We start from the raw sequence: 13760 nt of genomic DNA on the forward strand, positions 1-13760 counted from the left end.
GGCTCCTGCCAGGAGAGGCGTACGGTCTTGGACAGCAGACGGCACGAGAGTAAGACAGGTTGTCTTAATTCGCGACGATACCTCGGTGATCCGGAAAAGGTGGGAATGCAGGCCAAAGAGAAGATTCTCCTGGCGGCCGAACGGCTCTTCGCCGAGCGCGGCCTCGACGTCTCGCTCCGGGAGATCGCCGTCGCGGCCGGGCAGGGCAACCATTCGGCCGTCCAGTACCACTTCGACGGCAAGGCCGGCCTGATCGACGCCCTGTACGCCCACCGCATGACCCCCCTCAACGAGCGCCGCCGCGCGCTGATCGGCGACCTGCGCGCCCGCGGCCTGGAGGAGGACCTTCCCGCCCTGGTCGCGGCGTACCTGGCCCCGCTGGCCGAGCACGTGCTCGCCCACCCGGGCACGAGCTGGTACCTGCGCTTCACCAGCCGTTACGTGTTGTCCGGCGGCTACCGCTCCTGGCCCTACTCCAGCGACCACCATCCCGGGGTCGCCGAGCTGGCCGTGCTGCTGCGGCGGCGGCTGCCCGGCCTGACGCGGGAGCGCCTGCGGGTGCTCAACCTGCACGTCGTCGTGGTGCTGGCCGACCTGGAGCAGCGCCTGGGCGACCCCGCCTTCGACGCCGGGCGGGCCGCGGCGGCCGTCGCCGACCTGCACGTCACCTCTCAGGCCCTGCTCACCGCCTGACGTCCGGCACGGCCCGCGCCGGGGGCGGAAGGCGTCCCGGCCCGCCAGGCAGGTCGCCGGGCACGCGGAACGCCCGGGGCGGCCGCCCCGGGCGTTCCGGTCAGGCTCAGGCCAGGTCGAACCGGTCGAGGTTCATGACCTTGTCCCACGCCGCGACGAAGTCACGGACGAACTTCTCCTTGGCGTCGTCGCTGGCGTAGACCTCGGCGACCGCGCGCAACTCGGAGTTCGCGCCGAAGACGAGGTCGGCGCGGGTGCCGGTCCACCGCACCTCGCCGGTGGCGGCGTCGCGGCCCTCGAAGAGGTTGGCGTCCTCGGTCGAGTGCCACGTCGTGCCCAGGTCGAGCAGGTTGACGAAGAAGTCGTTGGTCAGCGTCCCCGGGGTCGTGGTGAGGACGCCGAGCGTCGACTGCCGGTGGTTGGCGCCCAGCACCCGCAGGCCGCCCACGAGGACGGTCATCTCCGGCGCGCTCAGCGTCAGCAGGTTGGCCCGGTCGAGCAGCAGGTACTCGGCCGGAAGCCGGTTGCCCTTGCCGAGGTAGTTGCGGAACCCGTCGGCGACCGGCTCCAGCGCGGCGAACGACTCCACGTCGGTCTGCTCCTGCGTGGCGTCCGCGCGTCCCGGCGTGAAGGGCACCTGGACGTCGAAGCCGGCCTCCTTGGCGGCCCGCTCGACGCCCGCGCACCCGGCCAGCACGATCAGGTCGGCCAGCGAGACCTGCTTGCCGCCGGTCTGGGCGCCGTTGAACGCCTTCTGGACGCCCTCCAGCGTGCCCAGCACGGTCGCCAGCCGGTCGGGGTCGTTGACCTCCCACGCGCTCTGCGGCTGCAGGCGGATGCGCGCGCCGTCGGCCCCGCCGCGCTTGTCGCTGCCGCGGAAGGAGGAGGCCGAGGCCCACGCGGTGGAGACCAGCTCGGACACCGACAGCCCCGTGGCGAGGATCTGCTCCTTGAGCGCGGCGACGTCGGCCGCGTCGACGAGCTCGTGCGTCACCGCGGGCAGCGGGTCCTGCCACAGCAGCGTCTCGGCCGGGACCTCCGGGCCGAGGTAGCGGGCGCGCGGGCCCATGTCGCGGTGGGTGAGCTTGTACCAGGCGCGGGCGAAGGCGTCGGCGAGCTCGTCGGGGTGCTCCAGCCAGCGGCGGGTGATCTGCTCGTAGATCGGGTCCACGCGCAGGGCCAGGTCGGTCGTCAGCATCGTCGGAGCGTGCCGCTTGGCCGGGTCGTGGGCGTCGGGCACGGTGCCGGCGCCGGCGCCGTCCTTCGGCCGCCACTGGTTGGCGCCCGCGGGGCTCTTGAACAGCTCCCACTCGTAGCCGTACAGGATCTCCAGGAAGCTGTTGTCCCAGGTCGTGGGGGTGTTCGTCCAGATGCCCTCAAGGCCGCTGGTGATGGCGTCGCCGCCCTTGCCGGTGCCGAAGCTGTTGCGCCAGCCGAGGCCCATCTGCTCGATCGGGGCGGCCTCGGGGTCGGGGCCGACGTGGTCGGCCGGGCCGGCGCCGTGCGTCTTGCCGAAGGTGTGACCGCCCACGATGAGGGCGGCGGTCTCCTCGTCGTTCATCGCCATGCGGCGGAAGGTCTCGCGGATGTCGCGGGCCGCCGCCAGCGGGTCGGGGTTGCCGTTGGGGCCCTCGGGGTTGACGTAGATCAGGCCCATCTGGACCGCGGCCAGCGGGTTCTCCAGCTCGCGGTCACCGGTGTAGCGCTGGTCGCCGAGCCAGGTGGACTCGGGGCCCCAGTAGACGTCCTCGTCGGGCTCCCAGGCGTCCACGCGGCCGCCGGCGTAGCCGAAGGTCTTGAAGCCCATCGACTCCAGGGCCACGTTGCCGGTGAGGATCAGCAGGTCGGCCCAGGAGATCTTGCGGCCGTACTTCTTCTTGACCGGCCACAGCAGGCGGCGGGCCTTGTCCAGGTTGCCGTTGTCCGGCCAGCTGTTGAGCGGCGCGAAGCGCTGCTGCCCGGACCCGGCGCCGCCGCGTCCGTCGCTGATGCGGTACGTGCCCGCGCTGTGCCAGGCCATCCGGATCATGAACGGGCCGTAGTGGCCGAAGTCGGCCGGCCACCAGTCCTGCGAGGTCGTCAGCACCTCGGCGATGTCCCGCTTGACGGCCGCGAGGTCGAGGGTCTTGAACTCCGCTGCGTAGTCGAAGTCCTCGCCAAGCGGGTTGGCCACGGCCGGGTTCTTGGCCAGGATCTTGACGTTGAGCCGCTCCGGCCACCACTGGCGGTTGCCGCCGCCCTGGGTCGGATGCGGGGCGCGCTCGTGCGCGACCGGACAGCCGCCCGAGTCCTCCGACTTGGCGTCTGTGACGATCGCATCATGGTTCTCAGACATGGGAATCCTTCCGGACGAGGCGGAATCTGGGTGCTCAGGAACTGCTGCCGGTGGAACAGGCGGGGCACAGGCCCCAATAGATGACCTCGGCCTCGTCGATGGCGAAGCCGCGGTCGTCGGAGGCGGTCAGGCAGGGGGCGTGGCCGACGGCGCAGTCGACGTCGGCCACGGCGCCGCAGGACCGGCACACGAGATGGTGGTGGTTGTCCCCGACGCGGCCCTCGTACAGGGCCGAGCTGCCCGGGGGGTCGAGGCGGCGGACGAGCCCCGCGGCGGCCAGCGCGTGGAGGGCGTCGTACACGGCCTGCAACGAGATATGACCCACGCGCTCGCGCACCCCCGAGGCGATCGCCTCGACCCCGAGGTGGTCACCCTCGCGGACGGTCTCGAGCAGCGCGACCCGGGCGGCGGTCACCCGCAGCCCGGCGCCGCGCAGCTCCTCGGCGGTCGTCGGAGCCTTCGATGCGGTCATAGCCGCCAAACCTACCTATACAAACCTGAATGACACAAGAGAACGAACCATCCAAGTTTAGTAATATGTCCGGAAATAGCCCCCTACAGGGGACGTCACCCCAGCTCCGGCCCGCCGCCCTCCAGCAGCCGCCCGCCGGACAGCTCCAGCCTGCGGTCCACCCGGATCTCCGCCAGGAACCGCTCGTCGTGGCTGACCACCACGAACGCCCCCTCGTACGCGCCGAGCGCGCTCTCCAGCTGGCCCACGCTGACCAGGTCGAGGTTGTTGGTCGGCTCGTCCAGCAGCAGCAGCTGGGGCGCCGGCTCCGCGCACAACACGCAGGCCAGCGTGGCGCGCAGCCGTTCGCCGCCCGACAGCACACCTACCCGCAGATGGGCCCGCGCTCCCCGGAACAGGAAGCGGGCCAGCAGGTTCATCCGCTCGGCGGCCGGCATCGCGGGGGCGAAGGCGGCCAGGCTCTCGGCGACGGTGAGGTCGTCGTCGAGCAGGTCGAGCCGCTGCGACAGGTAGGCCACCCGGCCGTCGGCCCGCCTGGCGGTGCCGCCGTCGGGCTCCAGGTCGCCGGTGATCAGGCGCAGCAGCGTGGACTTGCCGGCGCCGTTGGGGCCGGTCAGCGCGATGCGCTCGGGCCCGCGCACGACCAGGTCGATGCCGGGCTCGGCGAACAGGCCGCGGGCCATGAGGTGCTCGCCCTGGAAGACCGTGCGCCCGGCGGGCACGTTGGTGCCCGGCAGTTGCAGGGAGATGCGCTGATCGTCGCGCAGGGCCCGGCCCGCCTCGTCGAGCCGGGCCTTGGCGTCGCTGACGCGGGCGGCGTGCGTCTGGCCCGCCCGGCCGGCCGACTCCTGGGCGCCGCGCTTCATGTTCCCGGCGAAGATGCGCGGCAGGCCGGCGTTCTTGAGGTTGCGGGCGGCGTTGCCGGCCCTGCGCTCGGCGCGCTCGCGGGCCTGCTGCATCTCCCGCTTCTCGCGCTTGAGCTCCTGCTCGGCGGTGCGCACGTTGCGCTCGGCGGCCTCCTGCTCGGTGCGCACGGCCTCCTCGTAGGCGGTGAGGTCGCCGCCGTAGAAGCGCACCTCGCCCCGGTCGAGCTCGGCGATGCGGTCCATGCGGTCGAGCAGGGCGCGGTCGTGGCTGACCACGAGCAGGCAGCCCTTCCAGTCGCCGAGCACGGCGTGCAGCCGGTGGCGGGCGTCGAGGTCGAGGTTGTTCGTGGGCTCGTCGAGCAGCAGCACGTCGGGCCGCCGGAGCAGCTGCGCGGCCAGGCCGAGCGAGACGATCTGCCCGCCGCTCAGCGTGCGCAGGGTGCGGGCGAAGTCGAGGTGGCCGAGCCCGAGCCGGTCGAGCTGGGCACGGGTGCGCTCCTCGATGTCCCAGTCGTTGCCGATGGTGGTGAAGTGCTCCTCGGCGGCGTCGCCCGCCTCGATGGCGTTGAGCGCGGCGATCACCGGGGCGATGCCCAGGACCTCGGCCACGGTCAGGTCGCCGGCCAGCGGCAGGCTCTGCGGCAGGTAGCCGAGCACGCCGTTGACGGACACGCCGCCCGAGCGCGGCCGGTACTCCCCGGCGATCAGCTTGAGCAGCGTGCTCTTGCCGGCGCCGTTGGGGGCGACCAGGCCGGTACGGCCGCCGGGCACGCTGAAGGACAGGTCGCTGAAGACGGGGGTGTCGTCAGGCCAGGAGAAGGACAGGTTGGAGCAGACGATGAACGCGTCGGACATGTGAAGAAGACCTCGACGGAGAACGCGGGCATGCCGAAGCCGCCCGGTGAAAGGACAGGGATTCGGGAAACGACGAACGCGGCCACACCGGCGGCGCTCACGCGCTCACGCCGGGGCCGATCAACCTCCGGTATCACCCGGAGATGTCGTCGTCACCTGCCATGTCTGGTCTCCTAGCTGAGAATCACAAGCATTTCACACCATAGCAGGCGCCTGCCGCGCTCCGGACGCCTGCCTCCTGCGCGCCCGCCGAGGCCGGGCCCCGCCGGGTCAGTGGGCTCCGGCTGCGCGGAGCAGGGCGGCCACTTCCCTCTGGCCCTTGGAGACGGCGTGGGCCAGCGGCGTGACGCCGTCGCGGTCGGCCAGGTCGACGTCGGCGCCCGCGGCGATGAGCAGCCGCACGACCTCCTGGTGGCGCTCGCCGCCGTCGCCCAGGATGACCGCCTCCAGCAGGCCCGTCCAGCCCAGGTCGTTGACGTGGTCGACGTCGATGCCGGTCTTCAGCACCTCGCGCACGTACTCGACGTGCCCGCGCTCGCAGGCGGGGATGAGGGAGACGCCTCCGTACCGGTTGCGCCTGGTCAGGTCGGGCCCGGCGGGCAGCAGCGCCTTGAGCATCGCCACGCTCCCGGTGACGCCGGTGACCAGCCAGGGGGTGTCCTTCCTGGCGTCCTGGGCGTCGGGGTCGGCGCCCGCCGCGACGAGCACCTTGGCCACCTCGACGTGGTCGGCCGCCGCCGCGAGCAGCAGGGCCGTACGGCGTTGCCCGTCGCGGGCCTCGACGTCGGCCCCCGCGCCGAGCGCGTCCCGGACGGCGGCGGCGTCCCCGCGCGCGGCTCCCGCCAGCAGTTCCTCGTCGGCCATTCCCGCTCCGCCGCAGGCCGCGAGCATCAGACCGAGTCCCCAGGTCAGGATGGCTCGGCGGTTCATCCCCTCATCCTTCCGTCCGCCCGCCCCCGGCGGCGCGCCGGGGGCCGGTCCAGCCGGTCAGCGCAGCTGCCCGGCGACCGCCTTGAGGCCCGCCTGGGCGATGGACTCGTCAATGTCGCCGCTGGGGGCACCGCCGACGCCGATGCCCGCGACGGGAGCGCCGCCCGAGGCGACCGGCACGCCGCCGCCGAGGAAGAGGGTGCCCGGGATGTCGGCGATGGACGGCCCGCCGCCGTTGATGCCCTTGCCCAGCTCGGACGTCGTGCGGCCGAAGGAGACCGCGGTGAACGCCTTGCGCCGGGCCGACTCCTCGGTCTGCGGGCCCGCGCCGTCGCCCTTGAGCACCAGGCGGGTCGCGCCGGACCGGTCGACGATCACGACGGTGACGCGCTGCTTCTGCTTGACGGCCTCCTTCAGGGCGGCGTCGGCGATCTTCAGCGCGGCGTCGGCGGAGAGCGTGCCGGTCTGCACGACGGGCTCGGCCGCGGCGACCCGGGCGACCCGGGCGCTGTGCGCGGCGTCGGCGGCCTGGGCGGGCGAGGTGGCGGCGACGGCGCCGGCCAGCACGGCCAGCCCCGACAGCGAGCCGGCGACCAGGCGAGTACGGATGTTCATGGTTTCTCCAGTTCGTCAGGGCGAAGTCGGACACTTCTAGGTTTCCGGGCGGGCCGCCGCGGGCCATCGGGAGCACGGGCGATCTGCGCGCGCCGAGCGGTCGAGGGCCGGGTCAACCGATCGGTTGATGCGCCGCCGCCCTGGTGGGGGCCATTCTCGGGCAGGGGATAGTGTCGAAGGGCGCGGCGACGGGGAGGGCCATGAGGGAGCGCACCTGGCTCAACTGGGCCATGCACGTCGGCTTCTACCTGCTGCTCGCCGCCTCGGCCCTGCGGCTGGTGTCCCGCCACGGCATGAGCGCCCAGACGGTGACGTCGCTGGCCGTCTGCGGCCTGCTCGCGCTGGCCTACGCGGCCGGGATCGTCTGGTGGCACCGGCTGGGCCGGCAGGGGCGGCTGGTCTGGCTGGGCGGCGTGGCGGCGGTGTGGCTGGCGCTGGTGGTGCTGGCGCCGTCGTTCAGCTGGTGTGCGGTCCCCCTGCTCTTCCTGTGCCTGCGGCTGCTCAACGCGCACGGCTTCGCGGTGGCCGCCGCGGCGCTGACCCTGGTGGTGATCGTGGCCCAGCTGGAGATCGCCCGCGAGCTCGACGTCAGCCTGATCCTCGCGCCGGTCGGCATCGCGGCCATGACGGCGGTGATCTTCGGGGAGCTGCAGCGCGAGAGCGCCGCCCGGCAGCTGCTCATCGACGACCTGATCAGCACCCGCGGCACGCTGGCCGACTCCCGTCACCGCACCGGCGTCCTGGAGGAGCGCGAGCGGCTGGCCAGGGAGATCCACGACACCCTCGCCCAGGGCCTGACCAGCATGGGCATCCTGCTCCAGGCCGCCGACCGCATGTGGGCCACCGACCCGGCCCAGGCCCGCGCCCACGTACGGCGGGCCGCCGCGGCCGCCGCCGACAACCTGGCCGAGGCACGGCGGTTCGTCCGCGACCTCCAGCCGCCCGGTCTGGTGGACGTCACGCTGCCCGAGGCCCTCGCCCGGCTCTGCGCGGACGCCGGCGAGACCGGGCCGCGGGTGCGCTTCCGGCTGGCGGGCGAGGAGTACCCGCTGGCGCCGGAGGTGCAGGCGGCCCTGCTCCGGGTGGCGCAGGCGGCGCTGGCCAACGTCCGCGACCACGCCGCCCCGGCGGCGGACCCGGCGGCCGGGGTGACGGTCACGGTGACGCTGTCCTACCTCGACGGCGAGGTGACGCTCGACGTGTTCGACGACGGCGTCGGCTTCGCCGAACCGGCCCCCGCTCCCGGCCGCGGCTACGGGTTGCGGGCGATGCGCGACCGGCTGGCGGAGGTGCACGGCGTCCTGGTCGTCGAGAGCGCGCCCGGCGAGGGCACGGCGGTCGCGGCCCGGGTGCCCGCCGCGTGGCCGCCGCGGGCCCTGGACGGCGGTGGGGCATGAGGTTGTTCCTGGTCGACGACCATCCGGTGGTCCGGGCGGGGCTGGTGGCGCTGCTCGGCGGCGAGCCCGACATGGAGATCGTCGGCGAGGCGGCCGACGGCGCCGAGGCGTTGCGCGGCATCGCCGCCTGCTCCCCCGACGTCGTCCTCATGGACCTGCAGCTCGGCGAGGGCCTCGACGGCGTGGAGGTCACCCGGCGGGTCCGCGAGCTGCCCGCGCCGCCGCAGGTGCTGGTGCTGACGACGTACGAGAGCGACGCCGACATCATGCGGGCCGTCGACGCGGGGGCCATCGGCTACCTGCTCAAGGCGTGCCCGCCGGAGGAGCTGTTCCAGGGCATCCGGGCCGCGGCCAGGGGCGAGAGCGTGTTGTCGGCCAAGGTGGCGACCCGGATGATGCGGCGCATGCGCGAGCCGGGCCCGGCGCTGAGCGCCCGCGAGGTCGAGCTGCTGGAGCTGCTGGCCAGCGGGGCGAGCAACCGGGAGATCGCCCGGCGGCTCTACATCACCGAGGCGACGGTCAAGACCCACCTGGTGCACATCTACGACAAGCTCGGCGTGGACACGCGCACGGCCGCGGTCACGGTGGCGGTCGAGAGACGCCTCATCCGGCTCCCCTGACCGCCGGCCCCCGGACCCAGGGAGCCCCGTGACCGCGTGTCAGCGGACGGCGGCCGGGGAGCTCGCGCCGGGGATCAGCCGTCGGGGCGGGCCGCCGCCTACGTCGGCCGCCCACACGTCGCCGTCCTTGGCGTACATGACGGTGCGGTCGTCCAGCCAGGCGGCCTGGTCGTCGATGCTGGCCCGCTCCCCCAGCGGGGTCTCCCGCATCGTGGCCAGGTCCAGCAGGTGCAGCCGCCACGGTCCCGGCGAGACGCGTTTCTTGAACACCAGCCGGGTCCCGTCCGGCGACAGGGACGGGCACTCGGCGTTCTCCCTGAGCGCGCGCGCCCGCCAGGCCCCGAAGTCGCCCTCCACCAGGTACGTCCTGCCCTTGGTCGAGACGGTCGCGTAGAAGCGGTTGTCGTCGGCGGCGAACGTGACCCCCCAGTAGTTGACGTCGGCCGAGTGGTAGCGGCGGCCGTCGAGGTAGAGCGGGATGTCCTCCATGTTGGTGACGAGGTAGCCGGTCCGGGTGTCGAGGATGCCGGTCCAGGTGGAGAAGCCGCCGGTGCTGTAGGAGTCGCCGGTGACGAACACCGTCCAGGAGGCCATCCGGCCGCTGGCCGACACGCGGGCCCGGCTCGGGACGCCGGCCAGGTTGATCCGGCGGGTCTCCTTGAGCGACCGGTCCAGGACGAGCGCCTCGGTCTTCGGCAGCGGGCCGGGCCGGGTGACCAGGCAGAGGGTGGTGCCGTTCGCCGTGTAGAAGCGGTCGCAGGCCCGGGAGCTGACCCGCGGCGGCGCGCCCGGGTCGGCGAGTGGCACGGAGGCGACGCGTCCGCCGCTGCGCACCAGCACCCGGCCCGGCTCGCCGGTGTCGAAGCCCGCGACGGCGGGCCCGGTCTGCCGCGAGGACGCCGCCCAGGTGGCGTACGCGGTCGCGCCGCCCGCCAGCAGGACCACCGCGGCCAGGAGCACGAGCACCCGTCTCATGGACGACCTCCTTGTGATCGCAGCGCCCGCCACGCGATCGCGGACGCCGTCACCAGCCCCGCGGCCATCACCGCCAGCGCCGGCCCCTCCCCCGTCCCGGCCCACAGCAGGCCGAACAGGATGGACGACACCATCCGGGCCGTGGCCTGCCCGGTCTGCAGCAGCGCCAGCCCGCCGGTGCGCGCGCTCTCGGGCAGCATCGGCCCGGTCAGGGCCATCAGCACGCCGTCGGTGGCGGCGTAGAACAGGCCGTGCAGCAGCAGCGCGGGCAGCAGCCAGGCCGGGCCCATCAGCACCAGGTAGACCGCGAGCAGCGCCACGTGCCCGGTGACGAACACCGCCGCGCGCCCGAACCGGTCCGCCAGCCGGCCGAGCGGCACGGCCAGCAGCAGGTACGCGCCCGCCGTGCCGAGCGGCAGCAGCGGGAACAGCTCCGGCGCGATCGCCAGCCGCCGCTGCAGCACGAGGTAGACGAACGAGTCGCTGACCGTGACCAGGCCGAGCGCGACCGCCACCAGGCAGGCCCGGCGGAACCCCGGCTCCCGCGTCACCGCCGCCCGCAGCCGGACGCGGACGGTCAGCGGGCCGCGCCGGTCGCGTACGTACAGGACCAGCAGCAGCACGGCCAGCGCGGCCACGCAGAAGCTCGTCACGAACACCGCGTCGTAGGCGCCGGCCGTCGCCGTCAGCACCGCGAAGGCGGCCAGCGGCCCGAGGAAGGCGCCCACGGTGTCCATCGCCCGATGCACCCCGAACGCGCCGCCCAGCCGGTCGGGCGGGGCGCTCAGGGTGATGAGGGCGTCCCGGGGCGCGGTGCGCAGCCCCTTGCCGGTGCGGTCGGCGGCCAGCACCAGGCCGAGCGCGGCGGCCGATCCGCCGGCCGCGAGCAGGCCCAGCTTGCAGACGGCCGAGAGCCCGTACCCGAGCCCGGCGACCAGCTTGCGGCGGCTCCACCGGTCGGCGGCGTGCCCGCCGGCCAGCCTGACCAGCGCGGTGACGCCGAAGTACAGGCCGTCCAGCAGGCCGAACTGCACCAGGCTGAGCCCGAGCGTGCCCACCAGGTACAGCGGCAGCACCGCGGTGACCATCTCCGAGGAGACGTCCGTGACCAGGCTGACCAGGCCGAGCGCCACCACGTTGGCGGGCACCGCCCTGGTCAGCCGGGTGCCGAGAAGCGAGATGTACATCTAGTGGCAGGAGTAGGTCGGGCTGCTGTCCTTGACCGAGCCGTCGGTCCCGATCAGCTGCCAGCCGAACGTGCTGCCGGTGAAGGTCAGCTTCAGCACGCCGAACGTGCCGCTCAGCCGCTTCTGGCTGTTCGGCTGCACGTTCTCGATCTGGTACGGCGACGCGCCGCCCATCCCGCCGAGCACCTCGACGATGCCCTTCGCGGTGTCGGCCTGGGCGCTGGGGTTCTGCGGCCCGAACCGCTCGTAGTGGTGGTCGTGCCCGTTGAGCACGAACTCGGCGCCGGCCGCGTACAGGGCCTGCCACACGGGCTTGGAGACGGGGTCGTTGCCGTGCTCGCCGGAGCTGAACAGCGGGTGGTGCCAGTACGCGGCCACGCACGGCTTGGTGGTGGCGGCGAGGTCGCTCTTGAGCCAGGTGAGCTGGGCGGACTGGTCGAAGTGGTTGGAGTCGAGCGCGACGAAGTGCCAGTTGCCCCGGTCGTAGCTGTAGTAGCTCTTGCCCTGCGGGAAGGCGATCGCGCCGAAGTACGACTTGTACCCGGCTTCCGATCCGGCCGGGTCATAGGTCTCGTGGTTGCCGGGGACCGGGTGGGTCTTGGCCTTGAACCTGCCCCACGTCTTGTCGTAGTAGTTGCGGAAGTCCGACAGCAGGGCGTCGTCGTACTGGTTGTCGCCCATGGTGATGACGAACTCGGGGTTCATCGACTCGACCAGGGCGGCCGTCTTCGGGTGCACGCAGGAGGAGGAGCTCGCGGTGCACTGCTCGGCGATGTCACCGGCGGCGGCCACGACGAACGTGTCGCCCGGCGGGTCGGTGGGCTGGGTGCCGCCGCCGTAGACCTGCATCTCCCACAGGGAGTAGCCGTAGTCGGTGCCGCGCGCGGTCCCGTACATGCGGACGTAGCGGCCGGTGCCGGTCACGGTGAGGTCGTCCACGCCGCCGTCGCCGGTGGTGGTGGAGTAGACGTCGGTCCAGGCGCTCCCGTCCGGGGAGGTCTGGATCTTGTACGACGTGGCGTAGGCGTCCTCCCAGGTCAGCTTGACCCGGCTGATCTGCTGGGCGGCGCCGAGGTCGACGCGCAGCCATTCGGGGTCGTGGCCTTCGGCCGAGGCCCACCGGGTACCGGTGAGGTCGCCGTCGAAGGCCTTGGCGGCGGCGTAGGAGGTGGCTTCCTTGGAGGAGGAGGTGGCGGGTTTGCCCTGTGACAGCAGCGTCTCGGCGGTGCCGGCCGAGGCGTTGGCGGCCACGAGCAGGCCGGCCAGCAGGCCGATCACGGCCATGATGGCCAGGCGGACTCTGGACATGGCGATTCTCCTGGGGGTGAGAGATCGGAGCACGGTCCGGTGGGCGGCCGGGGCAGGAGGTCTTTCGCTGAGCGCGTCACATCCTGGGGAAGGAAGCCGCGCCGAGCCGCTTACCGGGATCGTGGCGCAGGGCGCTGAGGGCTGTCAATGAAGTTAGGAAGGTTTCTTAACCCTGTTGGGCGGGGTTCACCTGGGCGGCGCGCGGCACGGCGAGGGCGCCGCCCGGAGGCCGGGCGGCTGGTCCTGAGCGGGCCGTCAGCCCGGGGTCACCGGGACGTTCGTCAGCCCGCGGGTGGCGCCGGTGACGGTGTTGGAGGAGTGCACGACGTTGGGATCGGCCGCGCACTTCGACGTCGAGGTGATCTTGATGGCGTACCCTCCGACGCCGCCGAGATCGGATCGGTTGCCGCGCCAGACGTTGCCGCAGCCGTTGAGGAAGGACGGCGTCGTGGCCGGATTGTGCGTCTCGTAGCCGTTGGCGAAGGTGCCGGGCGGGGCGAACGTGCCGGTGTTGTTCTCGATGGTGTAGCCGGAGCCCTTGACGTCCACCCAGGAGTCGGCGGAGTTCTGACCGCTGACGCCGGTGCCGTCGAAGGTGTTGCCGCTGATCAGGCCGCCGCTGGTGCCCTCCTTGACGTCGATGTGCTCGGCGGCGACGTACGGGCCGATGGTGTTCCCGGTGACCTGGACGCGGTCCGAGCGGTCCGCGCCGCCGGTGTCGCCGTGGCAGCCCCAGTTGGAGCCGGCCGAGCCGAGGTAGACGCCCTCGCCGTAACCGGGCTGGACGAGGCCGGTGTGGGTGATGCGGGAGCCACGCAGCACGCCGTCGGACGAGCTGCGCCGGAAGTGCACGCCCTCGTCCTCGACGTGGTGCACGTACACGCCGTCGATGACCACGTGCGGGGAGGCGTCCAGGACGACGCCCTTCTTGGAGTCCTTGACGGTGAACCCGGTGAGCCGCCAGTACGGCGCCTCGTACAGCCACAGCCCGTAGCCGGAGTCCCAGCCGCCGCCGGGCGCGGGGCAGGACGGCGCGGCGCCGGAGGGACCGTCGTTGACCAGGACGGCGTCCGCCGGTCCGGTCAGCGTGATCGGAGCGGCGGACGTTCCGGGGCGCCGGGCGACGAAGGCGCCGTGGTACTCGCCGGGCGCGAGCCTGATGGTCTGCCCGGGAACGGCCGCGGCCAGCGCGCCGGCGAGCTGGGCCGCCGTGGCCACCTCGACCACCTCGGCCCTCGCGGTCTTCTCGCCCGCTTCGGCCGTTTCGGCCACCTCGGCACCGGCCGCCGCTCCGGAAAGCGGCATCGCGGCGGCCGGGGCGGACAGCAGGAGTGGCAGCAGGCCGGTCAGCAGGGCCCGTCTCATGGGGTTCCTCCCTTCGGGGGGGGGGGGGGCGCGCCCGGGGGGGGGGGGGCCCCCCCGGGGGGGGCCCCCCGGGGGGGGCCCCCCCGGGGGGGGGGGCCCCGGGGAATTAAAGAGGGGGGGTGGGGTGGGGGGGGTTTGAGTG

The 13760-nt window shown here is 73.2% G+C and carries 12 protein-coding genes; 3 read left to right on the forward strand and 9 right to left on the reverse strand.

What is annotated here, in order from left to right:
• Positions 1-105 precede the first annotated feature (105 nt).
• Positions 106-693 (forward strand): TetR/AcrR family transcriptional regulator, encoded by a 588-nt coding sequence (locus tag ACIBK9_RS13100; protein WP_397157814.1) that lies wholly within the window; start codon positions 106-108, stop codon positions 691-693.
• A 106-nt stretch (positions 694-799) separates the two neighbouring features.
• Here the strand turns inward: ACIBK9_RS13100 and katG are convergent, their stop codons facing one another.
• The 5 genes from katG to ACIBK9_RS13125 all read right to left on the reverse strand — a co-directional run bounded on the left by katG (position 800) and on the right by ACIBK9_RS13125 (position 6766).
• Complete coding sequence (gene katG, locus ACIBK9_RS13105) at positions 800-3028, reverse strand: catalase/peroxidase HPI (RefSeq protein WP_397157816.1); 2229 nt, start codon at positions 3026-3028, stop codon at positions 800-802.
• Positions 3029-3062: 34 nt separating this feature from the next.
• The gene (locus ACIBK9_RS13110) at positions 3063-3500 is read right to left on the reverse strand and encodes a Fur family transcriptional regulator (protein WP_352327424.1); all 438 of its coding nucleotides are present in this window, start codon (positions 3498-3500) and stop codon (positions 3063-3065) included.
• A gap of 95 nt (positions 3501-3595) precedes the next feature.
• Positions 3596-5221, reverse strand: a complete 1626-nt coding sequence (locus ACIBK9_RS13115; protein WP_397157818.1) for an ABC-F family ATP-binding cassette domain-containing protein — start codon at positions 5219-5221, stop codon at positions 3596-3598.
• A gap of 270 nt (positions 5222-5491) precedes the next feature.
• The gene (locus ACIBK9_RS13120; RefSeq protein ID WP_397157820.1) at positions 5492-6151 is read right to left on the reverse strand and encodes an ankyrin repeat domain-containing protein; all 660 of its coding nucleotides are present in this window, start codon (positions 6149-6151) and stop codon (positions 5492-5494) included.
• Positions 6152-6208: 57 nt separating this feature from the next.
• Positions 6209-6766, reverse strand: a complete 558-nt coding sequence (locus ACIBK9_RS13125) for a heme-binding protein (RefSeq protein ID WP_397157821.1) — start codon at positions 6764-6766, stop codon at positions 6209-6211.
• Between the two features lie 200 nt (positions 6767-6966).
• Between ACIBK9_RS13125 and ACIBK9_RS13130 the strand changes: the two genes are divergently transcribed.
• Entirely contained in the window at positions 6967-8163 is a 1197-nt protein-coding gene (locus tag ACIBK9_RS13130) for a sensor histidine kinase (RefSeq protein WP_387682400.1), read from the forward strand.
• Positions 8160-8783, forward strand: a complete 624-nt coding sequence (locus ACIBK9_RS13135; protein ID WP_397157824.1) for a response regulator — start codon at positions 8160-8162, stop codon at positions 8781-8783. The genes ACIBK9_RS13130 and ACIBK9_RS13135 overlap by 4 nt, the downstream gene beginning before the upstream one ends.
• 39 nt (positions 8784-8822) lie before the next feature.
• Here the strand turns inward: ACIBK9_RS13135 and ACIBK9_RS13140 are convergent, their stop codons facing one another.
• The 4 genes from ACIBK9_RS13140 to ACIBK9_RS13155 all read right to left on the reverse strand — a co-directional run bounded on the left by ACIBK9_RS13140 (position 8823) and on the right by ACIBK9_RS13155 (position 13618).
• Positions 8823-9758 carry a TolB family protein gene (locus ACIBK9_RS13140; protein WP_387682406.1) on the reverse strand — a complete coding sequence of 312 codons (936 nt, stop codon included), beginning with the start codon at positions 9756-9758 and terminating at the stop codon, positions 8823-8825.
• A complete protein-coding gene (locus ACIBK9_RS13145) occupies positions 9755-10945 on the reverse strand; it encodes an MFS transporter (protein ID WP_397157826.1) in 1191 nt (396 codons plus the stop codon). The genes ACIBK9_RS13140 and ACIBK9_RS13145 overlap by 4 nt, the downstream gene beginning before the upstream one ends.
• The gene (locus ACIBK9_RS13150; RefSeq protein ID WP_397157828.1) at positions 10946-12253 is read right to left on the reverse strand and encodes a discoidin domain-containing protein; all 1308 of its coding nucleotides are present in this window, start codon (positions 12251-12253) and stop codon (positions 10946-10948) included.
• A gap of 255 nt (positions 12254-12508) precedes the next feature.
• Complete coding sequence (locus tag ACIBK9_RS13155; protein WP_397157830.1) at positions 12509-13618, reverse strand: hypothetical protein; 1110 nt, start codon at positions 13616-13618, stop codon at positions 12509-12511.
• Positions 13619-13760 lie beyond the last annotated feature (142 nt).

The organism is Nonomuraea sp. NPDC050227 (assembly GCF_044459705.1).
Taxonomy (GTDB): Bacteria; Actinomycetota; Actinomycetes; order Streptosporangiales; family Streptosporangiaceae; genus Nonomuraea.